This window comes from Cupriavidus basilensis (assembly GCF_029335485.1).
Lineage (GTDB): Bacteria > Pseudomonadota > Gammaproteobacteria > Burkholderiales > Burkholderiaceae > Cupriavidus > Cupriavidus basilensis_E.
Genome location: NZ_JARJLM010000199.1, coordinates 1 through 25,587 on the forward strand (window position 1 = coordinate 1; position 25,587 = coordinate 25,587).

25 protein-coding genes, 1 tRNA gene and 1 riboswitch are annotated in these 25,587 nt (G+C 65.2%); of the genes, 16 read left to right on the forward strand and 10 right to left on the reverse strand.

Going from position 1 to position 25,587, the window contains the following annotated elements; genetic code table 11:
* The 4 genes from P3W85_RS11610 to P3W85_RS11625 all read right to left on the reverse strand — a co-directional run.
* The coding region (locus P3W85_RS11610; RefSeq protein WP_276264900.1) for a hypothetical protein at positions 1-1,797 on the reverse strand (1,797 nt) is incomplete at its 3' end.
* Entirely contained in the window at positions 1,794-2,423 is a 630-nt protein-coding gene (locus P3W85_RS11615) for a pilus assembly protein (protein WP_276264901.1), read from the reverse strand. The genes P3W85_RS11615 and P3W85_RS11610, both read right to left, overlap by 4 nt.
* Positions 2,417-3,400, reverse strand: a complete 984-nt coding sequence (locus P3W85_RS11620; protein ID WP_276264902.1) for a PilW family protein — start codon at positions 3,398-3,400, stop codon at positions 2,417-2,419. Before P3W85_RS11620 ends, P3W85_RS11615 begins: the two co-directional genes overlap by 7 nt.
* The gene (locus tag P3W85_RS11625; protein WP_276264903.1) at positions 3,397-3,939 is read right to left on the reverse strand and encodes a type IV pilus modification PilV family protein; all 543 of its coding nucleotides are present in this window, start codon (positions 3,937-3,939) and stop codon (positions 3,397-3,399) included. The genes P3W85_RS11620 and P3W85_RS11625 overlap by 4 nt, the downstream gene beginning before the upstream one ends.
* Positions 3,940-4,348: 409 nt before the next feature.
* On the opposite strand from P3W85_RS11625, the gene P3W85_RS11630 reads away from it, so the two are divergent.
* Genes P3W85_RS11630 through P3W85_RS11655 form a run of 6 tightly spaced genes read left to right on the forward strand, consistent with a single transcriptional unit; the run spans position 4,349 to position 11,140 of the window.
* Positions 4,349-4,834 (forward strand): type IV pilin protein, encoded by a 486-nt coding sequence (locus P3W85_RS11630; protein ID WP_276264904.1) that lies wholly within the window; start codon positions 4,349-4,351, stop codon positions 4,832-4,834.
* A 1-nt stretch (position 4,835) separates the two neighbouring features.
* Positions 4,836-5,360 (forward strand): GspH/FimT family pseudopilin, encoded by a 525-nt coding sequence (locus P3W85_RS11635; protein WP_276264905.1) that lies wholly within the window; start codon positions 4,836-4,838, stop codon positions 5,358-5,360.
* Position 5,361: 1 nt separating this feature from the next.
* Positions 5,362-5,808: a type IV pilus modification PilV family protein gene (locus P3W85_RS11640; RefSeq protein WP_017227217.1), complete on the forward strand. Its 447-nt coding sequence runs from the start codon at positions 5,362-5,364 to the stop codon at positions 5,806-5,808.
* 7 nt (positions 5,809-5,815) lie between these two features.
* Positions 5,816-6,982, forward strand: coding sequence for a PilW family protein (locus P3W85_RS11645; protein WP_276264906.1), 1,167 nt, complete (start codon positions 5,816-5,818; stop codon positions 6,980-6,982).
* 47 nt (positions 6,983-7,029) lie between these two features.
* Positions 7,030-7,545 (forward strand): pilus assembly PilX family protein, encoded by a 516-nt coding sequence (locus P3W85_RS11650; RefSeq protein ID WP_276264907.1) that lies wholly within the window; start codon positions 7,030-7,032, stop codon positions 7,543-7,545.
* Between the two features lie 7 nt (positions 7,546-7,552).
* The gene (locus tag P3W85_RS11655; protein WP_276264908.1) at positions 7,553-11,140 is read left to right on the forward strand and encodes a pilus assembly protein; all 3,588 of its coding nucleotides are present in this window, start codon (positions 7,553-7,555) and stop codon (positions 11,138-11,140) included.
* Positions 11,141-11,184: 44 nt separating this feature from the next.
* Here the strand turns inward: P3W85_RS11655 and nrdR are convergent, their stop codons facing one another.
* Together nrdR and glyA are read right to left on the reverse strand one after the other, a co-directional pair.
* Entirely contained in the window at positions 11,185-11,649 is a 465-nt protein-coding gene (nrdR, locus tag P3W85_RS11660; RefSeq protein WP_035812089.1) for a transcriptional regulator NrdR, read from the reverse strand.
* Between the two features lie 143 nt (positions 11,650-11,792).
* A complete protein-coding gene (gene glyA / locus P3W85_RS11665; protein WP_276264909.1) occupies positions 11,793-13,040 on the reverse strand; it encodes a serine hydroxymethyltransferase in 1,248 nt (415 codons plus the stop codon).
* 123 nt (positions 13,041-13,163) lie between these two features.
* Positions 13,164-13,265, reverse strand: a riboswitch (ZMP/ZTP riboswitch).
* Between the two features lie 161 nt (positions 13,266-13,426).
* On the opposite strand from glyA, the gene ybgC reads away from it, so the two are divergent.
* From ybgC to P3W85_RS11715, 10 genes are all read left to right on the forward strand, one after another.
* A complete protein-coding gene (ybgC, locus tag P3W85_RS11670; protein ID WP_035812085.1) occupies positions 13,427-13,831 on the forward strand; it encodes a tol-pal system-associated acyl-CoA thioesterase in 405 nt (134 codons plus the stop codon).
* Positions 13,828-14,511, forward strand: a complete 684-nt coding sequence (gene tolQ / locus P3W85_RS11675; protein ID WP_017227210.1) for a protein TolQ — start codon at positions 13,828-13,830, stop codon at positions 14,509-14,511. The genes ybgC and tolQ overlap by 4 nt, the downstream gene beginning before the upstream one ends.
* Positions 14,512-14,555: 44 nt before the next feature.
* Complete coding sequence (tolR, locus tag P3W85_RS11680; RefSeq protein WP_017227209.1) at positions 14,556-14,993, forward strand: protein TolR; 438 nt, start codon at positions 14,556-14,558, stop codon at positions 14,991-14,993.
* Between the two features lie 16 nt (positions 14,994-15,009).
* Positions 15,010-16,233: a cell envelope integrity protein TolA gene (gene tolA, locus P3W85_RS11685; protein WP_276264910.1), complete on the forward strand. Its 1,224-nt coding sequence runs from the start codon at positions 15,010-15,012 to the stop codon at positions 16,231-16,233.
* Between the two features lie 248 nt (positions 16,234-16,481).
* Positions 16,482-17,810: a Tol-Pal system beta propeller repeat protein TolB gene (tolB, locus tag P3W85_RS11690; RefSeq protein WP_017230670.1), complete on the forward strand. Its 1,329-nt coding sequence runs from the start codon at positions 16,482-16,484 to the stop codon at positions 17,808-17,810.
* 17 nt (positions 17,811-17,827) lie between these two features.
* Positions 17,828-18,343 carry a peptidoglycan-associated lipoprotein Pal gene (gene pal, locus P3W85_RS11695; protein WP_017230671.1) on the forward strand — a complete coding sequence of 172 codons (516 nt, stop codon included), beginning with the start codon at positions 17,828-17,830 and terminating at the stop codon, positions 18,341-18,343.
* Positions 18,344-18,361: 18 nt separating this feature from the next.
* The gene (gene ybgF / locus P3W85_RS11700) at positions 18,362-19,120 is read left to right on the forward strand and encodes a tol-pal system protein YbgF (RefSeq protein ID WP_035817553.1); all 759 of its coding nucleotides are present in this window, start codon (positions 18,362-18,364) and stop codon (positions 19,118-19,120) included.
* Positions 19,121-19,246: 126 nt separating this feature from the next.
* On the forward strand, positions 19,247-19,930 hold the full coding sequence (gene queC / locus P3W85_RS11705) for a 7-cyano-7-deazaguanine synthase QueC (RefSeq protein WP_017230673.1): 684 nt from the start codon (positions 19,247-19,249) through the stop codon (positions 19,928-19,930).
* 87 nt (positions 19,931-20,017) lie between these two features.
* Positions 20,018-21,133, forward strand: a complete 1,116-nt coding sequence (locus P3W85_RS11710) for a YeeE/YedE family protein (protein ID WP_276264911.1) — start codon at positions 20,018-20,020, stop codon at positions 21,131-21,133.
* Positions 21,134-21,204: 71 nt separating this feature from the next.
* Positions 21,205-21,280, forward strand: a tRNA-Lys gene (locus P3W85_RS11715).
* A 97-nt stretch (positions 21,281-21,377) separates the two neighbouring features.
* On the opposite strand, the gene P3W85_RS11720 is transcribed toward P3W85_RS11715, so the two are convergent.
* The 4 genes from P3W85_RS11720 to P3W85_RS11735 all read right to left on the reverse strand — a co-directional run bounded on the left by P3W85_RS11720 (position 21,378) and on the right by P3W85_RS11735 (position 25,550).
* Positions 21,378-23,300: a S9 family peptidase gene (locus P3W85_RS11720; RefSeq protein ID WP_430869536.1), complete on the reverse strand. Its 1,923-nt coding sequence runs from the start codon at positions 23,298-23,300 to the stop codon at positions 21,378-21,380.
* A 46-nt stretch (positions 23,301-23,346) separates the two neighbouring features.
* The gene (locus P3W85_RS11725; protein ID WP_276264912.1) at positions 23,347-24,516 is read right to left on the reverse strand and encodes an AI-2E family transporter; all 1,170 of its coding nucleotides are present in this window, start codon (positions 24,514-24,516) and stop codon (positions 23,347-23,349) included.
* 159 nt (positions 24,517-24,675) lie between these two features.
* On the reverse strand, positions 24,676-25,173 hold the full coding sequence (locus tag P3W85_RS11730; RefSeq protein ID WP_276264913.1) for a DUF3318 domain-containing protein: 498 nt from the start codon (positions 25,171-25,173) through the stop codon (positions 24,676-24,678).
* A complete protein-coding gene (locus tag P3W85_RS11735) occupies positions 25,170-25,550 on the reverse strand; it encodes a phage holin family protein (protein WP_035817555.1) in 381 nt (126 codons plus the stop codon). Before P3W85_RS11735 ends, P3W85_RS11730 begins: the two co-directional genes overlap by 4 nt.
* Positions 25,551-25,587 lie beyond the last annotated feature (37 nt).

The following is a 25,587-nucleotide window of genomic DNA, read 5'->3' on the forward strand; positions in this document are numbered from 1 at the left end:
CCGCGCGATGGACTCGCCGCTCAGCGCGTGGACCAGATAGATGCGCTGGCGTGCATCGGGCGTGCGGGTCACCAAGCCCAGATAGCCTGTGTCGGCGGCGAGGATGCGGTCGAGCCGCTCGCCGGGATTGGGCAAGGGCAGGTGCCAGCCGGCCATGCCCAGGCAGTCCGGCGCGCACGGCTGCCGGCGCAACACGACGCCGCCTTCCCTGGCCTGGGCCGAGATGCGCCGGGGCTGGCTTCCGGACTCGCTCGCGCTGGCAAGGGTGGCGTGGTCGAACACGGCGGTGATGTGGTTGCCGCCGCCGTACACCACGAGGTGGCCTCCGGGAGCGCTCACGATGACGGGTGCCGGGGCCGCCGGCGCGCCGGTTGGGGGCGTTGCACGCGGCGGGCTTGGGGTCTGGCTCTCCGCGCGGTGAATGCAGCGGACCCGGTTGTCGCTGTCGTGCCATGGGGGATCGCCGTGCAGATCGAAGCGCCAGAGCCGGCCGACGGCATCCACGGCATAAGCCGCCAGGGCCGCGCCGGCGAAGTCCGGCAGGACGGTCGCCGCCAGTAGCGCCGGGCTGGACGTGGCAGTCCCGCAGCCGCTGGCTGGCAATTGCAGTCGCGGTACCGCGTGGCGCCCCTGCCAGGGGGCGTGGGCGGGTTTGTCCAGCGGCAGCAGTGCCAGGCCCGCCCGGTGGCCGGGCCGGGTATCGTGCGCCTTGCCGGATTGGCGCTGGCCGCCATGCGCGGCAGCCAGCGCCACCATGGCGTACCAGCGCTGGCCCTTGGCGGTGGCCAGCGCCAAGGCGCGCACAGGGCCGGCCGGCGCCAGCGGCAGCGCATCCGACGCCTGTGCTTCCCAGAGCAGTCCCAGCGGTGGCTGTGCGGCGGTGTCGGTGATATCGAGCACGAACACGCCCGCTGGCGCCCGTTGCACGGCAGGCCTGGCCGGGTCCGGGATGCTGGTGGGAAAGCCACACAGCAATACGGTGCGCCAGCGGCCGGGTTCGAGCGCGACATCGGCCGCTTCGGGATAGGGGCAGGGCGCGGCGGGCGGGGTGGCCTCCGCGGCTTGCGCTGCAGGCGCCGCCGACGATCGCAGGGCCCGCGATGACCAGGCTGCGCTCTCCTTGAGCAGGCCGCGCGGCAGGTAGGCCAGGATTTCCTCGCCCGAACTGGCGTCGAAGGCGTGCAGCATTCCGTCGTGCGTGCCGAGCCAGACCAGCGCCCGGCGCGCGCTGTGCTGAACGGCGAATTCGGCGTGTCCCGGCCTGCCAGGTATCCAGATGGGGGGCGGCACCAGCACGGGCGGCGTGCCGGCCGGGCGCCCGAGCCGTCCCGGCGCCGTGGGTGACAGATGCACAGGCTGGTTCGCGGCTGGCCATGCGCCCCGCAGCCGCGCGAGCCGTTGCCGGCCTTGGTCATCCGGACGGCCATCGTCGCTGGCTTGCGCCAGCAGATCCCGCGTTGAGGTATCCAGTGTCTCCCATCGCAGGGTGACAAGGTACGGCGGCATACCGTCCGGTGCTTCCTGTGCGGAGAACAGGCGGCGCGAGTCCGGATCGCGCGCATCGAGCAACGCGCCGGCTTCCCAGGCGGGCATTGGCATTGCTTGTGCGGCTCCCTGCTCCCCCGATGGAAGCGCCAGCGCCAGCAGGCGGCCGGTCCAGGGATGCCGGCCGGCTTCGGCGATATAGCTCAGCGAGCCCGGCGCTGGCGCCGCGGCGGTGGCCTGCGCCCCAGCGGCCCAAAGCAGGCTGCTGCAGAGGGCGGCCAGCGCATCGCAACACCGTGAGGCGAGCGTCATGGCTGAAACTCGCTCTGCAGCAAACTGCGCACCGCTGCGTCGCGCCCGGTGCCCAGCGCCGTAATGCGAAAGCGCAGCCGCGGCGCCGTGCCGGCCGCATAGCTCCGCCCCAGCTGTTCGCCAGGCGGGCGTTCATGCAGCAGTTCCACCACATAGCGCGGCAGGGTGCCGGTGCCAATCGCCCCGGGCGGCAGTATCGGCAGGTTGACGCCGCTGAAGCTGCCTGCCGCGATGCCGGTGGCATCATCCGGCCGGCGCGAATCCAGCCAGTCCACCCACGGCGGCGGGACGTCCGCGGCAGGCCGGCACAGGCCGCGCTGGGCGCCGCCCCCGCACTGGCCCGGCGCAGGCCAGGCGGCAAGGCGCACATCGGCCCCGGCAGCGCCGGCGCGCAGCGCTTCCAGCAACTCCGCTTCGGCATCGAGCAGCGCGGTGTCAGCCGCGCGGAACGCGATTTCGCGCTCGAGCTGGTAGGAGGCGATCTGCCGGCTGTGGAGCAGGAAGTGCAGGCCGGCCAGCGTGGTGGCCGCCACCAGTAGCAGCATTGCCGCTGTGAGCACCAGGGTCGCGCTTCCGCCGGCGCGCTTGCAGCGAGACGGGTAAGGCGCAGGCGCAGAATTCAACATAGCGTCTCCTCGCACGAGCCGGCATTGCGCAGGCGCACGGATGCCGAGAACACCCGGCGCATCAAGGCCGGGTGGGTGGGAACCGCGAATACGGTGTCGTCGGCTTGCATGCCGGCGCTGCCACGACCGTCGGGCGCGCGCGGCGGGAACAAGGCGAGCGTGGCGGCCACGGCTGCCTGCGGCAACAGGCGCTCGCCGCGCAGCACCAGCACCACCTGCACCGCCAGCACCTCGCCCCATGCTGCGTTTCCCCTGCCGAGCAGCGCCTCGGCGGGCAGGAAGGCATCGGCCTTGCCGTCGCCATCGGTATCGATGCCGTAGCGCAACTGCATGGTCTCCACGCCGCGCACCAGTGCACCCGAGGTCCAGTTGTCCCGTTGCACCCGCCCGTCGCGCCGGCTGGCATAGCGGCACAGAAGTTGCGGCTCGCCGTCGGCGCCGCTGCCTATATAGAGCAGGCTGGTGCCGGCATAGGCGTCTGCGCTTTCATCGCCAGCGCCGCCTGCGCTGGCGGCCGGCAACGCGTAGCCGCTGCAGTCGGTCATGGTCTGGTCGGGCAGGGTGGGATCGTGCGCGCGTCCGCTGCCGCTGAAGCGCACCAGCAACGCATCGCTGCCGTTGATGCCGCGCCGCGCGCAGGTTGGCAGCGCGGCGATGCCGGGCTGGCCGCAATCGTCGCGCCCGGTGACAGCCGGCGGTGCCCCGGCCGGCATGGTTGCAGCCGGGGGCCGCCAGCCACCATGCCGGATCAGATGGGAGACGATGGCAAGCGCGCGCTGGCCTCGCTCCTCCAGCAGCGCCAGGTCGACCGCGGTGCGGTAAGCCAGCTGTGCCGCATGGAACGCCGCCGCAGCCAGAGCGCTGACCAGCAGGCCAAGTGCCAGGCCGATCATCAGCTCGATCAGCGAGAAGCCTGGGGCGCGCCCTTTGGCCAGGCCGGCCCGCCGGAGGATGCCGTGCGTGGGGGCGGTCTTCACGGCCGGATCCATAGCGCGACGACCCGCAGCGCGGCCGCGTCATGCACGCCGCCGGGCCGGGTCGGGGATGAGCGCAGCGGTCCGACGACTGCCAGCCTGGGCCCTGCCGTGCAGCCGGGCAGACCATCGTCGCCGCCCGCCGGGATGAGCGACCGGCACAACCGTAGATGATCCGGGCCGATGCCGCGCGCGTGCAGCGGTGACAGGGCCATGGCCGGTTGTTCCAGTTCCGCCAGTTCGGCGGCCGCGCGTGTCGCATGGGCGAGGATCTCGTAGTGGCGCAGCGCACCCAGCACGACAGGCGCGAGCGTGGCGAGCGGGAGCAGGCCGACGCCGAGCACGGCGAGGGCGGTGAGGGATTCGATCAGGAGGTAGCCGCGGGTGGACGGCCTGGTGGTGCGGAAAGGGGAGGCGGCCTGGCGTCTTCCCGCACGCGTATGCCACGCTGGTACGACGCGGGAGCTGGATGCCGCCGACCGGAGGCTGGCAGGATTGGTGCGCTCGCCTGAGCGCGTGGAAGGGGTTTTCGTCGGTGGCATGGCAGTTTCGCTCGGCAGTGGCGACCTGCTCAGGATGCCGGTCAAACGACGGGCGAAACGTGCCTGGCTGTGAAGAGTTTGATAACTAATGTTGCATACATCCATGTGGCCGCAATCCAACGCTGGAAGCGAAATCCGGCACGGGAAAGTAACGCAATTGACACTTCGCTATCCTTTCCCCCACTATAGCGGGGTGGCGCGGGCAGCGGGATGTGCCATGACGTCATCAAGGCTGGTGCGTGTGCCTCCGGCCTGCAGAAAATTAAAAAATATCGGGATGGGTTCGGCGCTTCCGCCACAGAGCGGGATGCCGGAATCCGGATGAGTCATTCAACCGGGGGTCATATGAACTGGGTCACAATTTCGCTCACGCAGCGACTGCTTTCGTCTTCTCGCCGGCGGCGCTGACATGCACGCGCCGCTTCGCCATGCCGCGACCGCGCCGCGTTTCCCCACACAGCAAGATACCCGGCCTGGATCCGGGCGGCACGGATGTGGGGCGGCACGCGGATTCACCTTGATCGAACTGATGGTGACGGTCGCGATCCTCGCCATCCTGTCAATGATCTCCGTTCCGATCTACTCGGACTACATAACGCGCAGCAAGCTATCGGAAGCCTTCGACACACTTTCCGTTTTCGGCTTGCGCATGGAGCAGAGCTTTCAGGACAACGGCAACTATGGGGTTGCCGCTTGCAATGTTTCGACCTCTTCGACAAATTTTACTTACCAGTGCGTCCTGACCACTCAGGGATACACGGCCACCGCGCAGGGCCAGGGTGCGGTGGCCGGCTATACCTATACGCTTGACCAGACCGGCAACAAAGGCACCAGCGCATATAAGGGGCATGCGGTGACCGGCACCTGCTGGTGGCTGACCCAGGGGAATTGCTGAGATGAGGGCCAAGGGAATATCCCTTGTGGAAATGATGGCAGTCATCTCCATCATTTCCATTCTGCTGATGCTTGGCGTGCCGGGCATGAGCGACTATTTGCAGAACAGCCGCTTGCGCGCCATCAGCGAACAGTTGTCTTCCGACCTTAAGGCAGCGCGTGTCGAAGCACTCAACCGCAACCGGATGACCACCTTTACGGTGTCCGCAACGGGCTGGTCCTACGCAGTACCGAGCGCTGCCGGATTCGCGGGCTATTCCGCGTCTCCGCCGGAGTTGAGCCGCTCGGTGGCACTGGCCTCGAACCAGGCATCAGTCTGCTTTGATGGTACCGGACGCGTGCTGTTGGCTGATTGCAGCGGGCCGGCGGCAGCGCTGCCCCGATTTGATGTCCAGCCGGCTAGCGGCAGCGCCGCCTGCCGCGCCGGTGGCGGAACCGCGCAATGCTTGCGCGTGGCGCTGTCGGCCTTGGGGCAGGCGCGCGTGTGCAATCCCGCGGCCGCTGCCAACAGCTTGATGGCATGCTGACATGAAACCACGCGTCCAAGGCTTTGCGCTCATCGAGGCGTTGGTGTCATTGACACTGTTCTCGGTAGGAATCGTTGGCTTGTGCGCGGCAACCCTGCTTGCGGCCAAGCAGAATTCCCAAACGCGCTACCGAACCGTGGCGCAGTACTACGCAGCAGAGATCATCGGGGTCGCCAGCGTGGATGCTGCGAACGCTGCCTGCTACACGGTGCCCGCCGGCGGCGGGTGCACTGCCGGCACCGGTCAAGCCATCGCCACAGATTGGCTGAAGCGCGTGAAAGGCGCGCTGCCCTCCGATGATCAGCACGCACCCAGCGTGGTGTACGACGCAATCACCGGAAACCTGACCGTCACCCTGCAATGGAAGCTTGCGGGAGAAGCGCAGGAGAAGACCTATCTGAGCCTGACCACCTGGCACAACGCCGTCACCACCACCAATCTCAAATAGCCAAGCCATGCACGCCAGGCTTCACTCGCATCTGCGTACCAGCGGCTTTACGCTGATTGAGCTTCTGGTCGGCCTCCTGGTCGGCTTGATTGCCGGCGTCGCGATTGTCAGCGCAACCTACTTCTTCGAGGATTTCAAGCGCACGCAGTTCGGGACCAGCGCGGCCGCCGACAGCAGCGTGTTGGCGATGCTGGCGATCGAACGTGATGTCAAGGGAGCGGGCGTGGGGGTTGCCTCCGCTGGCCGCAACAATCAGTCCACAATCATCTGCCCGGCACTGAACGCGTATTTCAATGGCGTGCTGATCGACAATGCCGCCATCGCTCCCGTATGGGTGACGCACCCGGGCGGGGTGGGCGCATCGGACACCATTTCCGTCGCCGGAAGTTCCTCGATAAGCGCTGCTGCACCTATCGCCCTCAGCACCGGAATGGCCGCGGGTACGGATCCGCTAAACGTGCCCTCGGCGCAGGGGATCACCATTCCGGGCCCGAATGTACAAGGATCGGTGCTGCTGGTATCCGTGTACAGCGGCAACGGCAGCGTGACCTCGCCGTGTACCGTCATGCAAGTCAGCGGTACCTCGTTGCAGGCCAACAGCACGCAGATCGCACATGCGGCTGGCAGCGGCAACTGGAATCCTCCGGCAACCGTGGCGTTCTCCAATCCACAACTGTATGGCGCAGGTGCCAGCGTGATGAATGCAGGGGTATTTTCATGGAAGACCTACCAGGTCAACAATGCGACCGCCATGCTTGAACTCGCCGATCGGTTTGCCGCGGCAAATACCCCGGCGACGCCGATGGCCGAGAACGTGGTCCACATGCGCGCGCAATATGGCGTGGCGACCGGCGCCGGCATGAGCATTTCTCAATGGGTTGATGGAAGCGGCGCGTGGGCATGGCCGCTAAGCGCGGCGAGCATGAGTCAGATCCGGGCAATCCGTGTCGGTCTGGTGACGCGGATTCCGGCTGCGGTGAAGCCTTCGGGCGGCGCGGGCGCGGCATGCGATGCGACCACGGCTGCAACGTTGCCGGTGATATTCCCCGCTACGGCTTCGCCGCTGGGGGCGGCTGTGACGGCCGACCTGAGCGCGACGCAGAATTGGCAATGCTATCGCTACCGTACGCAGAGCCTCGTCATACCGCTCAAGAATATCGTGTTCGGAGAATAGTGAGCATGCGATCGCGTCGTGCCCAGAGAGGGCTCGCACTTCCGATAGTGCTGATCATCCTGCTGGCTATCCTGGTGTCCGCCGTATCATTGCTGCGGTCCGGGGCGGTGTCTGGAACCACGGCGGGCAATGTCGCTTTCAAGGAGGCGGCGAGCCAGGCTGCCGATCTTGCCCTGACTGCGGCGAAGGCCATGCTTGACGAGGTTGCCAGCCCGGATGCCACGGACACTGGCAAGCAGTACTACGCAACCACCGGCACTTTCACATCGGACCAGAATGGCTTGCCTGACGTGAACTGGGCGGACACCACCGGTTTTCCGCAAGTCAAGGTGACCAACGGTGGCCTGCAGTATCAGTATGTCGTCGAGCGCCTGTGCAGTTCGACGCCGGTAACCGATCCTTACGGACAGTGTACCGCCCGTGCCAAAGCGGTTCAGGGGCCGAGCAGCAATCAGGTGGGCTCAACGCCCCTGCAACTGCCGCAAGTCGCTTATCGGGTCACGGTGCATGTCACGAGCCCGCGTAGCGGCGAGACCTTCGTTCAGGCAATTCTCAACAGATAACCAGCCCATGAAACTCTCTACGTTGCTGAAGGTCTGCCTGGGGATTTCGGCGTTGGCGATGATTTCGGCCTACTCTGCCTCGACCGACATTGCCGTCACGCCGCTGTCTGCGACGTCCCAGGCTGCGCCAAATGTCATCTTTGGCATTGACGATTCGGGTTCGATGGACTTCGAGGTCCTGATGAATACGAGCGATGGCGCGTTGTGGTGGGATACGGGCAACAAGAACTTCTACTCGGGCGGCAAGTTCAACTTCAACGACAACGGATCGGCCGGCAATGGCTGGATGAAGTATGCCTATCTTTTCCCGAACGGACAAAGCAGCAGTAACGACAGCGATCTGCGGCGCTACGCCGATTCGACATCCGACCACTATGCGGTGCCGCCATTGCCGCAGTACTCGTACATGCGTAGTTCGGACTACAACCCGCTGTACTACAACCCGAGCGTGACTTACGTGCCGTGGCCATCCGCCTACATTGGCGGAGCCATGAAGAGCTTCAGCGCCGCAAGCACGGCGGCGGTGCGCAGCCATCCGTACTATCCGACGCAGACTTCGTCCTCACCTTATGTGTGGAATCTGGCCGGGACCGTTGCAGTGCAAAGCAATCCAGGCGCCAACACAACCTTCCGCATGTATCCCGGCATGGTTATTCCTCTTGCATGGGCGTCAGCAAACGGGCTCACGCAGATTACCTACAGGAAAAATGGCGGTAGCTGGGGAACCATCAATATCAACGCCGATCTTCCCGTGCCATCCAATGTGACCTACTGGGACGTGTCACTCCCGTACCGTCCAGCGACGTACTATGTCAAGGATGCGACCTGCACGGCCAGTACCGCTGGCTGTATCGCAATGCCTGATGGCGGCTTTGTGCGTGAGTGGCAGATCACTGCCGCAAATAGCCAGAAGTTCCCCAGCGGTCGCACATACACCGATGAATTGCAGAATTTCGCCAACTGGTTTCAGTACTATCGCAAGCGCAAGTTGATGTTGGCGTCGGGTATGGGACAGGTATTGACGAACCTGAAGGGCATGTTTGGCGGCTATACCAACTTCAATTCGGGAGCCGGTAGCGCCATCACGATGTACGATTTTTCGTCGACCGATAATGCAAAGAGCGGATCCGCTTTATTGGGAGCGATCTATCAGAGCGTGGCGTCTGGCGGCACGCCCACGTTGGAAACACTCAACTTCATCGGCAGCCAGTTCATGAGGACGGACGCCAACGCGCCGGTCAAGTACGCATGCCAGCAGAATGCCGGCTTTATCCTGACTGACGGCTATGCCAACAAGTCGACAGTGGCGCCGCCCAGCTACCTGTCGTCCAGCAGCCTCATCAACAGCGCGCCTTATACAAACATCCCCAAACCTTCGCTGGCGGACATCGCCAGTTCGTACTTCGTCAACAACCTGCGCTCCGATCTCACTGCGGGCCTGGTGCCGGTGAATACGACGGATACTTCCTGGAATGCCGACAAGAACCCCAATCTGCATATGAACACCTATGCGGTCGCTCTGGGGGCCAAAGGCTATATCTATGGGCAGAACACGGCGCAGGCCAACAGCCCCAACCTAAACCCCCCAACCTGGGTGGCCACATCCCAGAATTACAGCCCGAACGCCCTGGACGACCTTTGGCATGCCACGATCAATGGCCGTGGCCAGATGTTCCGTGCCACCAATGCAGCTGACCTGACTTCGTTCTTCCAGCAGGTACTCCAGAGCCTGCTGTCCAAGTCGGCGTCCAATGCAGCGATCGCCGTCAGTTCCACAAACGGTGGCGGCGCAGCCTTCATGGCCAGCTATAACGGGCAGAACTGGTCCGGCGAACTCACTGCCGCTCCCATAGACCCGTCAACCGGTTTTATCAATGCAGCCGCGCCACTGTGGAAAGCACGTGAGCAGTTGACCGGCCGCTCGCCCGGTAGCCGTTTGATTGCGACCTACGACGGTGGCAAGGGCGTCTTGTTCGATTCGGGAACGGGGGGGCTGCAGGCTTCCACCATCAATCTGCTGAATAGTCCGGGCAAGACGGATGGTCCCAGCGTGCTTGCCTACTTGCGTGGGGACCGCTCGCTGGAGGGCTCGACGTATCGCACCCGTACATCCCTTCTTGGCGATATCGTGTCGGCGGAGCCGGTCTATGTTGCCGGCGCAGCAGCTTATTACTCGGATGCCGGCTATGCAGGCTTCCAGAGGCAGCTTACTTCGCGCAAGCCAGCGATTTACCAAGGGGCAAACGACGGCATGCTACATGCGTTCGATGCCAGCTCCGGTGCGGAACTCTGGGCCTACGTTCCGGGCGCGCTCCTGACGGCGAACGGGAAAATGAATGCGTACACGATCACGCCCTACGCACATCAGTACTACGTCGATGCGACGCCTGCCGTGGGCGATGTCTATCTGGCGGGTACCAAGAGTTGGTCAACGCTGCTTGTGGGCGGCCTGGGGGCCGGGGGCAGCGGCTACTATGCGCTTGACGTGACCAGTTCGACGGCACAGAAGGCGGCGGACGTAGCCAGCAAGGTGAAATGGGAGTTCCCGAATTCCGCCACCAGCAATGCTGATGCGGCCAACCTTGGCCTGACTTTCGGCAAGCCTGTTCTTGCCAAGACCAAGGCCATGGGCTGGGTGGTGCTGGTGCCCTCCGGCTACAACAACAATGTGACCCGCAATGGCACGCAGGGTGATGGCAAGGGGCGGCTGTTCGTACTCGATCCTGCTACGGGCAATGTGATCCAGTCGATGTCGACGGGGGTTGGCGATACCACTACGCCCTCCGGCCTGGCGTATATCTCGGCTTTTGCGGCAAACGGGGCCACCGACGCGACAATTGACTACGTATATGGCGGCGACCTGTTGGGTAACGTCTGGCGCTTCGATCTCTCCGGTGCCAGCACCTCGGCGTGGAACGTCAGCAAGCTTGCCAGCCTGGTGGATGGCAGCGGCAAGGCCCAACCGATCAGCTCGGCGCCGGAACTGACCGTCTACAACGGCCAGCGCCTGGTTTTCGTGGGGACGGGGCTTTTGCTCGGCCAATCCGACCTGAGCGTGAGCAATGTGCAATCCATGTACGCGCTGGTCGACACGATGACCGCCGTGCCGCTGATCTCCAATGTGCGAACCACGCTCGTGAAAAGAGCCGTGACACTATCGGGGTCTGTGCGTCATATCAGCAACACCCCGGCGATAGACTTCAGCAAGAGTCCTGGCTGGTATTTCGACCTGCCAGGGTCGGGCGAGCGTGTGGTCACCAATCCGACGGCGGTGGCAGGCATCCTGGTCTTCACTACCGATATCCCGTCGGCAGCAACCTGCGGCTCTTCGAGCTACCTGTATGCTGTTGATCTGACCACCGGCGGCGAACTGCCGAGCACGAATTTCATCTCGTCCGCCATGTCTCCATGGACGGGCATTGCCTTGTCCAATACCGCGCTGTCGTCCAGACCATCCCTGGTCGCGCTAAGCAACGGCAACCTCGATGCGTTGACCCAACAGTCGAACGCGACTTCGTCCACGTCGCAGCTGCCGATCAATCTTCTGAGCAAATCGAAGCGTGTGGCATGGAAGGAGGTCTATATCCAGAAATGAAGGCCAGGGGGCAAGGGCAGGGAGGCCCCGTGGCCGGCAGGTGCTCAGCGCTTGCTATTGCCCGCCGTCACTTCCGCGAGCACATCGGAGAACTCGGACACGTCCTCAAAACTCCGGTACACCGAAGCAAACCGGATATAGGCGATCTTGTCGAGCCGGCGCAATTCGCGCATGACCAGTTCCCCGATCTGGCTGCTGGGGATTTCCTTCTCGCCGAGGGCGAGCAGTTTTTCTTCGATGCGCGTGATCGCGGCATCGATGGCTTCGGCGGAGACCGGCCGCTTGCGCAGCGCCAGCCGCATCGAATCCTTCAGCTTGTCGCGCGTGTAATCCACGCGGGAGCCGTTTTTCTTGACGATGGCGGGGAAGAACAGTTCGATCCGCTCATAGGTGGTGAAGCGGCGGTCGCAGGATTCGCAACGGCGGCGGCGGCGCACGGTATCGCCTTCCTCCGACATGCGCGTGTCCAGGACCTGGGTGTTGGAATGAGCGCAAAAGGGGCATTTCATGCCTGACCACCTCGAAGTTTGAGCCGGGACGCGGGCTGCGCATGCAGCGTCTTGTCATTCTGGGTCGCGCCGGCCTGGGTTGGCAAGGCCCGCGCCATGGCGGGCTGCCGGCCACCCGCACGGAGGCGGGTGGCGCAGGGGCATCAGCCGTAGACCGGGAAACGCTTGGTCAAGGCTGCCACTTGCTCGCGCACGGCGGCGATGTTGGCTTCGTCGTGCGGATTGTCCAGCACGTCGGCGACCAGGTTGGCCACCAGGCGGGCTTCTTCTTCCTTGAAGCCGCGGGTGGTCATGGCCGGCGAGCCCAGGCGGATGCCCGAGGTGACGAACGGCTTTTCCGGGTCGTTGGGGATGGCGTTCTTGTTGACCGTGATGTGCGCTTCGCCCAGCACCTTCTCGGCTTCCTTGCCGGTGATCTTCTTGGCGCGCAGGTCGACCAGCATCACGTGGCTTTCGGTGCGGCCCGAGACGATGCGCAGGCCGCGCTCGATCAGGGTCTCGGCCAGCACGCGGGCGTTCTTGACCACTTGCTGCTGGTAGGTCTTGAACTCCGGCGACAGCGCTTCCTTGAAGGCCACGGCCTTGCCGGCGATCACGTGCATCAGGGGGCCGCCCTGGATGCCGGGGAAGATGGCCGAGTTGATGGCCTTCTCGTGCTCGGCCTTCATCAGGATCACGCCACCGCGCGGGCCGCGCAGGCTCTTGTGGGTGGTGGTGGTGACGAAGTCGGCGTGCGGCACCGGGTTGGGGTACTCGCCGGCGGCGATCAGGCCGGCGTAGTGAGCCATGTCGACCATGAACAGGGCGCCGACCGACTTGGCCACGCGGGCAATGCGCTCGAAGTCGATGCGCAGGGCGAAGGCCGAGGCGCCGGCGATGATCAGCTTGGGCTGCTTTTCCTGGGCCAGTTTTTCCAGCGCGTCGTAGTCGATGTCTTCATTGGCGTCCAGGCCGTAGCTGACCACGTTGAACCACTTGCCGCTCATGTTGAGCGCCATGCCGTGGGTCAGGTGGCCGCCTTCGGCCAGGCTCATGCCCATGATGGTGTCGCCCGGCTTCAGGGCGGCGAAGAACACGCCCTGGTTGGCCTGGGAGCCAGAGTTGGGCTGCACGTTGGCGGCTTCGGCGCCGAACAGCTGCTTGACGCGGTCGATGGCGAGCTGCTCGACGACGTCGACGTACTCGCAGCCACCGTAGTAGCGCTTGCCGGGATAGCCCTCGGCGTACTTGTTGGTCAGTTGCGAACCTTGCGCGGCCATCACGGCCGGCGAGGTATAGTTTTCCGAGGCGATCAGCTCGATGTGCTCTTCCTGGCGCTGGTCTTCCTTCTGGATGGCGGCAAAAAGCTCGGGGTCGATCTGGTCGATCGTATAGCGGCTGCGTTCGAACATGGCGAAAACTCGTCTGAAAAAAAAGGGATCCGAATCGGCTTCGGGGTAGGGCGCGCGGGGAAGGCACATGCGACCAGCACCGGACGCTGTGGCGAGTCCGGCGCAGGGCGCACCCTGCTTCCCATTCGCTGCCCAGGCGAGCGGCAGGCGCTTGATACATCGCGCCAGATAACTTGCGCTTCCTCGTGGTAGTGCCCACTGACTTCGCCAGTCGCGCAAGATGGAATGGTTGGCGGCAGTTTACGCGAGGCGCCGGCTGGCTGCAAGACGGGGCTTCGGGCACCTGTCCGAAAAGTCAATGGCTTGTCTGTCAGGTAATGTAATTGTTGTAATGCTGGGCAAGGGTTTACGCCGGGCCAGGCTGGCTGTCCGTTACAATCGCGGCCATGAGCAACAATGTGTGGGCCCTGCGGGTGTACTGGGAAGACACCGATGCGGGCGGCGTAGTGTTCTACGCCAATTACCTCAAATTCTTCGAGCGCGCCCGGACCGAGTGGCTGCGCTCGCTCGGCATCGAACAGCAGGCGCTGGCCGATGAGACCGGCGTGGTCTTCATCGTCAGAAGTACGGCGGTGGACTACAATGCCCCCGCCCGTCTGGACGACCTGCTCGAAATCCGGACACAGATTGAACGGGTTGGGCCGGCGTCGGTCCAATTCGCCCAGGAAGCCTGGCGAGGGGAGCAGTTATTGGCTACCGGCGCCATCCGGGTGGGATGTGTGGATCGTATCACATTTCGCCCGACTCCCATCCCCGCTCCCGTCCTTGCAACCATCAAGACCGCCCGATGAACCCCGTGACCGTCACGCAAGACCTGTCGATCATTACGCTGGTGTTGCACGCCAGTGTGCTGGCGCAGGCCGTTATGGCCCTGCTGCTCGTCATGTCCCTGTTTTCGTGGACATACATTTTCCGCAAACATTTCGCGCTGCGCGCGGCGCGTACCCAGACCGAAGGCTTCGAGCGCGACTTCTGGGCTGGCGGCGACCTGCAGGCTCTCTACCAGAGCGCAGCCAATAACCGCCACAGCACGGGCGCACTGGAACGGATCTTCGAGTCCGGCATGGGTGAATACCTGAAGGCGCGCGAACGCAACAACGACGCCGGCGCGCTGCTGGACGCCGCCCGCCGCGCCATGCGCGCGGCCTACCAGCGCGAGATGGATGTGATGGAGTCGCATCTTCCTTTCCTGGCATCGGTGGGCTCGGTCAGCCCGTACATCGGCCTGTTCGGCACGGTGTGGGGGATCATGAACGCCTTCCGCGGCTTGTCCAATGTGCAGCAGGCCACGCTCGCCTCGGTGGCGCCGGGTATTGCGGAAGCGCTGGTCGCTACCGCCATCGGCCTGTTTGCCGCCATCCCCGCCGTGATTGCCTACAACCGCTACGCCACCGAGATCGATCGCCTGGCCATCCGGTTCGAAAGCTTCATGGAAGAGTTCCTGAATATCCTGCAACGGCAGACCCGCTGACGCGCGGCAAATCACCGTAGTTACCGGTCAAGGAGAATCCTGCAATGGCAGCGATACAGCGCCGCGGCGGCTCGCGCCGCAGGGCCAGCGCCGAAATCAACGTGGTGCCCTACATCGACGTGATGCTGGTGCTGCTCGTCATCTTCATGGTGGCAGCCCCGATCGTGAACCCCGCGGTGGTCGACCTGCCGAGCGTGGCCAATGCCACGCCGCAGCAGAGCACGCCGCCGATCGTGGTGACCGTGCACGAAGATGGCCAGCTCACCGCGCGCGGCAAGGACAATGCAGGCAAGGCCTTCGAGCGCCAGCTCGACAAGCCGGGCCTGATCGATTTCGTGCATCAGCGCCAGAACGAGAACCCGGACCAGCCGGTGGTGATCGCCGCCGACCGCTCGGTCAAGTATGAAGCCGTGCTCGACGTGATGTCGGTGCTCAAGGCCGACGGCGTGAAGCGCGTCGGCCTGATGGTCAAGTCAAAGTAATACATCGCCGCGCGCCATGAAGACCGCCGCCTATCCGTATCAGCCGGTCCCGGAGCGGGGAAGCCTGCGCTCCTTCCTGCTTGCGCTCTTCATGCACTTGCTGCTGGGCATCGTGCTGTACTACGGCGTGCACTGGCAGAGCAGCACTCCGGTTGGCGCCGAGGCCGAGCTGTGGGAAGAGGTTCCCGCCGCCACTACCGCGCCCCCGCCACCTCTTCCCGCGCCGGCGCCGCCCGTGCCGGTAACCTCCGTGCCCGAGCCGGTAGTGCAGCCGCGCCCCGTGCCTCCCGCCCCGGCAGTGAAATCCCGCGCCGAGGAAGAGGCCGACATCGCGCTGGCGCAGCAGAAGCGCCGCAAGGCCGAGGCCGAAGCCCGCGAGGAGGCGCGCAAGCAGGCAGAGTTGCGCGAGCGCCAGGACGCCCAGCGCAAGGACGACCTGCGCCGCGAACAGCAACGCAAGGACGATCTGCGCAAGGAAGAGTTGCATAGGGAAGAACTGCGCAAGCAAGACGCACGCAAGCAGGCGCTCCTGCAGGAGCAGCAGCAACAGCGCAAGGAGCAGGCTGAGCGCGAGCGCAAGGAAGCCGATGCCAAGGCCCGCGCGGACGCCAAGGCCCGCGCAGAGGCCGATGCCAGGGCGAAGGCCAATGCCGAGGCCAAGGCTGCGGCCGATGCCAGGGCGAAGGCCAATGCCGAGGCCAAGGCCGCGGCGGATGCCAGGGCGAAGGCCAATGCCGAGGCCAAGGCCGCGGCGGATGCCAGGGCGAAGGCCAATGCCGAGGCCAAGGCTGCGGCGAATGCGAAAGCCAAGGCGGATGCCGATGCCAAGGCCAAGCGCGAGGCCGCGGCCAATGCGCAGCGCCATGGCGAACTGGCACGGCTGCAGGCCCTCGCCGGCGGCGGGGCTGCAGCGGGCGGCGCCGGCGGTGTCGGCAGCAGCGCGGGCAGCGGTGCGGGCTCAGGCGGCAAGGCCTCGCCGGGCTACCCGGATCGGGTGCGCCGCCGCGTCAAGCCGAATATCGTGTTCACCGAGGAGGTTGCCGGCAATCCAGCCGCCGTGGTCTCCGTCCAACTGGCGCCGGATGGCTCGCTGATGTCGGCCCGGGTGGCAAAGTCCAGCGGCAATTCGGCCTGGGACAACGCGGTGCTGCGCGCCGTCGAGCGCTCGGACCCGCTGCCCCGCGACGAAAACGGCAAGGCGCCGGCCAGCTTCACCATCACCTTCAAGCCGAAGGACTAGGAGGTGGCGATGCCGCAATACAGCAACCCTGCGATAGCGCGGCCGGTGGTTTTGAATTGCAACATATTGCAACCTACATCGAAGCGTGGTAGTCCCAAGGCTACGATAATAGGTTGCCTGACGCAGCCGGCGAATGTGCCTGGGGCACGGGATACGGGCATGCGACATGCCCCCCGTATCCTTGCTGTACCACGGCATCCTGTTTGCCGGCCGCGCTCGATGAATCTTGATCTCGACTGAGGAGCAGCATGCGAAAGCTTTGGGCCCCCCTTTGGCTGGCCGCACGGCGGCACAATATCCGCGCGCACGCCCTGTTTGCCTGGCTGGCGGTTGCGCTGGCCTGTTCGGCAGGCAGCGCGCAGGCGCAACTGAACGTTGAAATCACCGGCGTCGGCTCCAGCCAGTTCCCGATCGCCACCGCCAATTTCCAGGGCGAAGCACAGGCTCCCCAGAACCTCACCGCCATCATCCGCGGGGACCTGCAGCGCAGCGGGCGCTTCCGCAATATCGACGTGGCCGGCGCTACCGTCGCCGAGTCCGCCGATGCCGACCTCGGCAGCTGGAAGTCGCGCGGCGCCGATGCCTTCGTGGCCGGCAGCGTGACGCCCACCGGCAATGGCCAGTACGACGTGCGCTTCCGTCTCTACGATACGGTCAAGGGCCAGAGCCTTGGCGGCCTGGCCTTTACGGTCGGTGGGAACCAGCTGCGCGTGACCGGCCACAAGATTGCCGACTACATCTACGAGAAGCTGCTGGGCGAGCGGGGCGTGTTCGCCACCCGCCTTTCCTACGTGTCCCGCGTGGGCGGGCGCTATCGCTTGCTGATCTCCGATTCCGACGGCCAGAACTCGCAGGTGGCGCTGACCAGCAATGAGCCGATCATCTCGCCTTCCTGGTCGCCGGACGGCACCAAGGTCGCCTATGTGTCTTTCGAAGCCAGGAAGCCCGTGGTCTACGTGCATGACCTGGCGACCGGCCGCCGCACCCTGGTGTCGAACCAGAAGGGCAACAACAGCGCGCCCTCGTGGTCGCCCGACGGGCAGCGCCTGGCGGTGGCGCTGTCGCGCGACGGCAACACCCAGATCTACCAGGTCAATGCCGACGGTTCGGGCCTCAAGCGCCTGACGCGCAGCAGCGCCATCGACACCGAGCCGCAATACGCACCCGACGGCCGCAGCGTCTATTTCACCAGCGACCGCGGCGGTGCGCCCCAGATCTATCGCATGCCGGCTGGCGGCGAAGAGGCCGGCGCGGCCCAGCGCGTGACCTTCAAGGGCAGCTACAACGTGAGCCCGCGGATTTCCCCCGATGGCAAGCAACTGGCCTATATCACGCGCACTGGCGGCTTCAAGCTGCAGTTGATGGATCTCGGCAACGGCGACGTCACCTCGCTGACCGATACTTCCAACGACGAGGCGCCGAGCTTTGCCGCCAATGGCAAGTACATCCTTTATGCCACCCGGGTGGGAGGTCGCTCGGTGCTGGCGGCGGTGTCCACTGACGGGCGCACCCGGCAGGTTTTGTCTCTCCAGTCCGGCGAGGTTCGCGAGCCGTCCTGGGGCCCATTCATGCAGTAAACCAGGAGTTCCACGCCATGACCCAAATGATGACCAAAACCCTTGCCGTCGCCGCCCTGCTGGCTCTCGGCGCTTGCAGCTCCGGCGTCAAACTGGACGATACCGCCAACGCGGGTGCCGGCAACAAGGGCACGCCGTCGACCGACGCTCGCGCCGTGGCACCGGTGGATGTCTCGCGCGATCCGCTCAACGATCCGAACAGCCCGCTGGCCAAGCGCAGCGTGTACTTCGACTTCGACAGCTACAGCGTCAAGCCTGACTATCAAGGCATGCTGACTGAGCATTCCAAGTACCTGGGCGCCAACAAGGGCCGCCGCATCCTGATCCAGGGCAACACCGACGAACGCGGCACCAGCGAGTACAACCTGGCGCTGGGCCAGAAGCGCGCCGAGGCCGTGCGCCGCTCGCTGTCTTCGCTGGGCGTTCCCGACAACCAGATGGAAGCCGTTAGCCTGGGCAAGGAAAAGCCCAAGGCAACTGGCCACGATGAAGCCTCGTGGGCGGAAAACCGCCGCGCGGACATCGCGTACTAATCCGCGGATAGTCATCTCATGAAAGCACGCGTCTCCAAATTGGTATTGCTCGCTGCGATGTCCTGTGCCGGCCTGCTGCCGGCGGTACAGGCCCGGGCCGGCGTGTTCGACGATGACGAGGCACGCCGCGCCATCGTCACCATGCGCGATCAGTTCAACGGCTTCCAGGCAACCGCATCGCAGCGTATCGACCAGAACAGCCGCGCCCAGCTCGACATGCAGAACCAGCTCGAGGGCCTGCGCCAGGAAGTGGCGCGGTTGCGCGGCCAGAACGAGATGCTGCAGAACGAGGTGACGACGCTGCAAAAGCAGCAGAAGGACTACTACGCCGACCTCGACGCGCGCTTGAAGAAATTCGAGCCGCAGCAGGTTACCGTGGATGGTCGCGAAGGGCTGTCGCAACCCGGCGAGAAGACCGAATACGATGCCGCGCTCAAGCAGTTCCAGACCGGGGACTTCAAGGGTGCCGGCAGCGTTTTTTCGGCCTTTATCAAGAAGTACCCGCAGAGCCCGTATGTCCCTCTGGCGCAGTACTGGCTCGGTAACTCGCTGTATGCGCAGCGTGACTACCGCGGCTCGATCTCGGTGCTGCAGAACATGGTGCAGACCTATCCGGATCACCCCAAGGTGCCGGATGCGCTGATCGCCATCGCCAACGACCAGATGGAATCGGGCCAGAAGCCCGCGGCCCGCAAGACCCTGGAGCAGGTGGTGGCCAAATACCCCGGCACCGAGGGCGCGCAGGCAGCGAGCAATCGCCTGAAGACGCTGAAGTAAGCGCCGCGCCGGCAGCAGACGGAAGACACAGGGCCCGCATCTGCGGGCCTTTTGTCGTGGTCGCGCTAAAATACAAGATTCGCTCTGAATTTTGCGTGGCGCCCTACCGGCGCAGCGCCTGCCATCATGAAAAAACGCGCTATCGTCCTGCTTTCCGGCGGCCTGGATTCCGCCACCGTCCTTGCCATGGCCAATGCGCAGGGATTCGAGACCTATGCACTGTCGATGCGCTATGGGCAGCGCCACTCCTCGGAGCTGGAGGCTGCCAAGCGTGTGGCTGCCGCCCTGGGCGCGGTGCGTCATGAGATCGTCGACCTCGACCTGCGACGCTTCGGTGGCTCCGCGCTGACCGACGACAGCCTCGACATCCCGACCGACGGCGCGGTAGGCGGCATTCCGGTCACCTATGTGCCGGCGCGCAATACCATCATGCTCTCGCTGGCGCTCGGCTGGGCCGAAGCCGTTGGCGGCCGCGACCTGTTCTTCGGCGCCAACGCGGTCGATTACTCGGGTTATCCCGATTGCCGTCCCGAATACGTGTCCGCCTACGAGACGCTCGCCAACCTGGCCACCAAGGCCGGCGTCGAAGGCGAGCGCATCCGCGTGCACGCGCCCATTATCGACATGACCAAGGGCGAGATCATCCGCGCCGGGGTCAGGCTTGGCGTGGACTACGGCATGACCGTGTCCTGCTACCAGGCCGACGACGATGGCCGCGCCTGTGGCGTGTGCGACTCATGCCGCATCCGGCGCGCGGGTTTCGAGGCCGCCGGCGTGCCCGATCCCACCCGCTACCGGGGTGCCGCCTGACGGTCGCTGTGACAAGAACCAGAACTACTACTAGAGCCGTCCCCGGGACGCCGCATCCACCCGCTCCGCTTCCCCCGCCGGACACCCATGCCCGATATCGACATTGCAGCGCTTAGCCGCACCGTACTGGCAAGCACGTTCATCCTGACCTTCCTGTTTGGGGCAGTGCTCCAGCGCACGCACTTCTGCACCATGGGCGCGGTTTCCGACATCGTCAATATGGGCGACTGGAGCCGCATGCGGATGTGGGGGCTGGCCATCGGCGTGGCCATGATCGGCACCGCAGGGCTGGCCGCGGGCGGCTACATCGATCCCACCAAGACCATCTATGCCGCCAGCAAGCTCAGCTGGCTTTCCGCCCTGGCGGGTGGGCTGATGTTCGGCTTCGGCATGGTCCTGGCCTCGGGCTGCGGCAGCAAGACCCTGGTGCGCATCGGCGCGGGCAACCTCAAGTCGCTGGTGGTGTTCGTCTTCCTCGGGCTGTCGGCCTATATGACATTGCGCGGGCTGTTCGGCGTGATTCGCGTCAATACCGTCGATACCGTGGCGCTCACGCTGCCCACCACCCAGGACCTGCCCTCGGTGCTGGCCCATGCCAGCGGCATGGCGCGCGCCACCCTGCAACTCGGCATAGCGCTGGTGCTGGGCGGGACGCTGGTGATCTGGGCACTTGCGGGGCGCGGTTTCCGCACCTTCGACAACCTGCTGGGCGGTTTTGCGGTGGGCCTGATCATCGTGGCGATGTGGTACGTGTCGGGGCACATCGGCTATGTCGCCGAAGATCCCAATACGCTCGAGGAATTGTTTGTCGCCAGCAACAGCGGCCGCATGGAGAGCCTGAGCTTTGTCGCGCCGTACGCCTATACGCTCGACTGGCTGATGATGTTCAGCGACAAGAGCAAGGTGCTGACCATGGGCATCGTCAGCGTATTCGGCGTGGTGGCCGGCGCCGGGGCCTATGCGCTGGCGACCCGCACTTTCCGCTGGGAAGGCTTCGGCAATGCCGAGGACGTCGGCAACCACATGGTGGGCGGCATTCTGATGGGGGCCGGCGGGGTGACGGCGCTGGGCTGCACCGTCGGGCAGGGCCTGTCAGGCGTATCGACGCTGGCGATCGGCTCCTTCGTTGCGCTGGCTGGCATCCTGGCCGGTTCCGTGCTGGGCTTCCGCTACCAGATATGGCGCCTTGATCGCATGGCCTAGCACGATGGGCTTGCACTCAAAGGTTGACATAACGGCCAAGATATTCCTATAATCGCGGCTTCAGTTTTTCCGGGTCGTTAGCTCAGTCGGTAGAGCAGCGGACTTTTAATCCGTTGGTCGCGTGTTCGAGTCACGCACGACCCACCAGCATTGCAAAAGGCGTAGCGGGCAACCGCTACGCCTTTTTTGTTCTGGCGTTTCGCAGGCTCCGCCGGCCGGTCCAGCCCTGGCGCTTCGGCGAAAATCAGCCGGCCTTTGCCAGATGCCTGGCGAGGAAGGCATCCATCGCCTCGTAGAAGTCGAAGCGGTTCTCCTCATTATGGAAGCCGTGTCCCTCGTTTTCCTTGAGCAGGTATTCCACATCCACGCCGCGCTCGCGCAGCGCCTCGACGATCTGGTCGCTTTCGGCCTGCTTCACGCGCGGATCGTTGGCGCCCTGCGCCACCAGCAGGGGCGTGCGGATCCGGTCCGCGAAGAATACCGGCGAGGCATCGTGCATGGCCTTGCGGTCGTGCTCGTCGTTCGGGTTGCCGATCATCTCGTAGAGCATGTCGAGCATGGGCGTCCAGTACGCGGGAATCGTCTCCAGCAGCGTGAACAGGTTCGACACGCCGACATAATCGATCGCCGCTGCGTAGCGGTCCGGCGTGAAGGCGACGCCGGCGAGCGTCGCGTAGCCGCCATAGCTGCCGCCATAGATGGCGATGCGCCGCGGATCCGCGATGCCTTGCGCAACGAGCCAGTCGACGCCGTCATCGATATCTCGCTGCATGGTCCTGCCCCACTGCTTGAAGCTCGCTTGCCAGAATGCGCGGCCGTAGCCGGTGGAGCCGCGGAAATTGATCTGCAGCACCGCGTAGCCGCGGTTGGCCAGCAGTTGCACCTCGGGGTCGAAGCCCCACACGTCGCGTATCCACGGGCCGCCATGCGGATGGACGACGAGCGGCAGGCCTTGCTGCGGCGCCGGCTCTCCCGTTTCTCCCGTGGCTGTCACGGGCAGCGTCAGGTAGCCATGGAGCCGCAGGCCGTCGCGCGAGGTGAACTGGATCGGCCGCATGGCTGCCATGTCGGCCTCGTCGAGCCAGGGCAGTATTTTGCCGAGCGTGACCAGCCTGCCGGTGCCGCTGTCGTACAGGTAGCGGGTGCCGGCGGTCTTGTCGCTCGACGCGGAGACGATCATGCGGGTCTCGTCGCGCGTGATGCTGGTGATGTGGTATTCGTAGCCGGGCAGCTGCCGTTCCAGGTCCGCATGGACCCGCTCGCTATGCGCGTCGAAGAAGTGCCGGTGCGTTTTCCAGTCGGTGTACCAGGCGGTGGTTAGCACGCGGCGCTTGCGGGAATAGGCCAGCCCGCCGGCATCGACCTCGCCGTGTTCGAAGACCAGGCGTCCTTCCCGCGCGGTATGCGGGTCGAATTCGAAGATCGCCAGCTTGTCGCGTCCGCGATTCGATTGCACGTACAGCTGCCTGTCGTCGAAGGTGAAGAACAGCGGCGCCACCGTTTCGCGGAAATCGGTGCTCAGGATCGGCCGGAAGTCCTCCTCCTCGCTGTCCCGGTAGAGCAGGGTGGTGTTCACGCCATCGCTGGCGCTTGCCACGCGCAGGCGGCCCGCATGATCGGTGCCCCAGCTCATCACATTGCCGGGGTTCTCGGCAATCTGGACCGACTCGCCGGTGACGACGTCGACGCGCAGCACATCGAACACCTGCGGGTCGCGCCTGTTGTGCGACAGCAGGATATGGCGTTCATCGTCCTCGAGATCGTCGACGATCTCCGCGCGCACGCCCGGATAGGGCGTCAGGTCGACTGGTTCGCCGCCATCGATCGGCACCGACAGCACGTGGAAGTTCTCGTCGCCGCCGAAGTCCTTCGCATACAGGATGTGCGCATTGCCCTTCCAGGTGTGGAAGGGCAGGTCGCGCTCGCTTTCCCGGGTCAGCGGCCGGGCCTCGCCCAGCAGGTTGCCCTCGGTATCGATCGCCTGCACGAAGATGTTCTGGCGGCCGTGATGCCTGGCGAGAAACGACAGGTGGCGGCCGTCCGGCGAGATGGAGAACTGCGAGCGGTCCGGCTTGCGGAACAACTCGCGCACGCTGTAATGCTTGACCTTGGCGGGTGCCGGCGCGGCCTGGCGTGGCACGCTGGATGGTTCGCTGCTTTGACTCAATGCTCACTCCTTGGTGTGTTCGGGGCCGGCAACGACGGCGGCAAGCTCACTCCGTATGCGGCGGCGCCTCGGGGCGCGGGCCGGCGGGGGCGCCAGCGGATTGGCCGGTCGCGCCGTCCACTGGCGGCGTTGTTTCCTGGTCGGCGGCGGCATCCCGGCGTTCGATCTCGTCGCGCGAGGATGTGGACAGGTCCCAGCTGGCGATGAACAGCGCGGCGATCAGCGGGCCGATGACGAATCCGTTCAGCCCGAACAGCGCCATGCCGCCCAGCGTGGAGATCAGCACCACCCAGTCGGGCATGCGGGTGTCCTTGCCGACCAGGATGGGGCGCAGCACATTGTCCACCGTGCCGATCACCAGCACGCAGAATCCGATCAGGATGGAGCCCTTGCCGACATCGCCGGTGAGCAGGAAGTAAAGCGCCACGGGTCCCCAGATCAGCGCCGCGCCGACGGCGGGCAGCAGGGACAGGAAGGCCATCAGCACACCCCACAGCAGCGAGCCCTGGATGCCGAGGAACCAGAAGATCAGGCCGCCCAGGGCGCCCTGTACCGCGGCCACGGCGATATTGCCCTTGACGGTGGCGCGGGCCACGGTGGTGAACTTGCGCAGCAGATGCTGCTTATGCGGCTCGCTGAGCGGGATCGCGCGCATGATGAGCCGGGAAATCTGCGGGCCATCGCGCAGCAGGAAGAACAGCAGGTACAGCATCACGCCGAAGCTGACCACGAACTGGAAGGTGTTCTGCCCGATGCTGAGCGCCTGCGTGGCGATGATCTGGCTGGCCTGGGCGGCGCCGGCAGTCAGCTTCTGCTGCAGGCTGCTGATGTCGGTGAGCCCGAATCGGTCCAGCACCCGTCCCGCCGACGGCGGCAGCGCGTGCACCGCCTGCTGGAAATAAGCGCCGAAGTTGAGCTGGCCGGACTTGATCTGCTGGTAGACGGTACTGACTTCCTGTATCAGCGCGCCGGTGACGAAAGCCAGCGGCAGCACCACGATCAGCAGGCACAGGGTCAGCGTGGTCAGCGAAGCCAGATTGCGGCGCCCGCCCAGGCGGCGGGTCAGCCAGTTGTTGGGCGGCGTGAAGATGATGGCCAGGATGGCGCCCCAGAATACCGCGCCAAAGAAGGGCCAGAGCACGAAGCAGAAGCCTACCGAGACTGCTGCGAGCAGCAGGTAGAACGACTTCTGCTGTATATCCGATCGATGGGTCATGGCGCTGTCACCTTGCGTCGAAAAGGCCTTTGCGGCGCCCCCGGTGTCGGGACGCGCCGCGGTTCGCCGAGGGCGCATCGCGTGCCTTGCCGTGTGGTGCGCTCTCGGAGGCAAGGCCGGCAGGTTGGCAAGCCTTGCGCTGGGCGTCGCCGCGCTACGCTAGCGTACCAGCGGGTCGCGGAATCCGGTGTCGACGGATTCAGGCGGAGTCTCGCCTGCCGGCGGCGCCGATCCCTTCTGCCAGGCCTGGTAGGCGAGGTAGCCTGCGCCAGCCAGCAGGCCCACCTTGGAAAGCTTCCAGGTCCAGCGCAGCAGCGGGGTCTTGCGCAGCAGGGGCAGCGCCAGTGACACGGCCGAGCTGAGCAGCGGGTAGTCCTTGGCCAGGCCCAGCAGCTTGAGCCAGGACGCGGGCCGGGCCATGCGCGGCAGCCACGCGCTGAAACGGCCCAGGCGCGCGGCGCTGCCCCGTACATGATGGAGCGCCTGGGCGCAGTCGTAGCGTTCCAGCGCGGCGCGGGTGATCAGCAGTTCCTTGCGGACGGCCAGCGGCAGGCGCACCTCGCGCGAGAAACGCACCGGGCGCCGGTGTTCGCGGGGCGGAAGCGGGTTGCCGCCCGGATGCGCCGGCGGCTCGCTTGGCTTGTGCGGGGTAGTCATCGGCGCAGGATCTCCCGGTCTTTGTCGATCTCGGCCAGCGTGGCCTCGAACAGGGGCGGGGCATTGCGCATCAGGTGACGGGCGAACGCCAGGCAGACCGCGCAGGCGGCCAGGTAGATCGCGACCAGCGCGCCCATGGCCTGCCAGCGGTAGGTGTCCCAGAACACGATGGTGATCAGTACGGTCAGCGTCACCATGGCCAGGCCAAAGAAGACCAGGCCGAAACAGGCCAGCAAGGCCATCTTCATCAGCCGGGACCGTTCTTCCGCGAGTTCGACGCTGGCGAGTTCGAGGCGCGTCTGCACCATTGCCACCAGCGATCCTGCCAGGCTGCGCAGGGCATCCATAAACTTGGGGGAGGGGGTGGGGTCGCTCATGCAATTCCGGCGAGGGCGTGCAGCGGCCGGGCGCTGC

Bases quoted from the DNA above. Each gene is read 5' to 3' on its own strand.
- P3W85_RS11615 (WP_276264901.1), bottom strand. From the start codon at position 2,423: ATGTTGAATTCTGCGCCTGCGCCTTACCCGTCTCGCTGCAAGCGCGCC.
- P3W85_RS11625 (WP_276264903.1), bottom strand. From the start codon at position 3,939: ATGCCACCGACGAAAACCCCTTCCACGCGCTCAGGCGAGCGCACCAAT.
- P3W85_RS11630 (WP_276264904.1), top strand. From the start codon at position 4,349: ATGCACGCGCCGCTTCGCCATGCCGCGACCGCGCCGCGTTTCCCCACA.
- P3W85_RS11635 (WP_276264905.1), top strand. From the start codon at position 4,836: ATGAGGGCCAAGGGAATATCCCTTGTGGAAATGATGGCAGTCATCTCC.
- P3W85_RS11640 (WP_017227217.1), top strand. From the start codon at position 5,362: ATGAAACCACGCGTCCAAGGCTTTGCGCTCATCGAGGCGTTGGTGTCA.
- P3W85_RS11645 (WP_276264906.1), top strand. From the start codon at position 5,816: ATGCACGCCAGGCTTCACTCGCATCTGCGTACCAGCGGCTTTACGCTG.
- P3W85_RS11655 (WP_276264908.1), top strand. From the start codon at position 7,553: ATGAAACTCTCTACGTTGCTGAAGGTCTGCCTGGGGATTTCGGCGTTG.
- nrdR (WP_035812089.1), bottom strand. From the start codon at position 11,649: ATGAAATGCCCCTTTTGCGCTCATTCCAACACCCAGGTCCTGGACACG.
- glyA (WP_276264909.1), bottom strand. From the start codon at position 13,040: ATGTTCGAACGCAGCCGCTATACGATCGACCAGATCGACCCCGAGCTT.
- ybgC (WP_035812085.1), top strand. From the start codon at position 13,427: ATGAGCAACAATGTGTGGGCCCTGCGGGTGTACTGGGAAGACACCGAT.
- tolQ (WP_017227210.1), top strand. From the start codon at position 13,828: ATGAACCCCGTGACCGTCACGCAAGACCTGTCGATCATTACGCTGGTG.
- tolR (WP_017227209.1), top strand. From the start codon at position 14,556: ATGGCAGCGATACAGCGCCGCGGCGGCTCGCGCCGCAGGGCCAGCGCC.
- tolA (WP_276264910.1), top strand. From the start codon at position 15,010: ATGAAGACCGCCGCCTATCCGTATCAGCCGGTCCCGGAGCGGGGAAGC.
- tolB (WP_017230670.1), top strand. From the start codon at position 16,482: ATGCGAAAGCTTTGGGCCCCCCTTTGGCTGGCCGCACGGCGGCACAAT.
- pal (WP_017230671.1), top strand. From the start codon at position 17,828: ATGACCCAAATGATGACCAAAACCCTTGCCGTCGCCGCCCTGCTGGCT.
- ybgF (WP_035817553.1), top strand. From the start codon at position 18,362: ATGAAAGCACGCGTCTCCAAATTGGTATTGCTCGCTGCGATGTCCTGT.
- queC (WP_017230673.1), top strand. From the start codon at position 19,247: ATGAAAAAACGCGCTATCGTCCTGCTTTCCGGCGGCCTGGATTCCGCC.
- P3W85_RS11710 (WP_276264911.1), top strand. From the start codon at position 20,018: ATGCCCGATATCGACATTGCAGCGCTTAGCCGCACCGTACTGGCAAGC.
- P3W85_RS11725 (WP_276264912.1), bottom strand. From the start codon at position 24,516: ATGACCCATCGATCGGATATACAGCAGAAGTCGTTCTACCTGCTGCTC.
- P3W85_RS11730 (WP_276264913.1), bottom strand. From the start codon at position 25,173: ATGACTACCCCGCACAAGCCAAGCGAGCCGCCGGCGCATCCGGGCGGC.
- P3W85_RS11735 (WP_035817555.1), bottom strand. From the start codon at position 25,550: ATGAGCGACCCCACCCCCTCCCCCAAGTTTATGGATGCCCTGCGCAGC.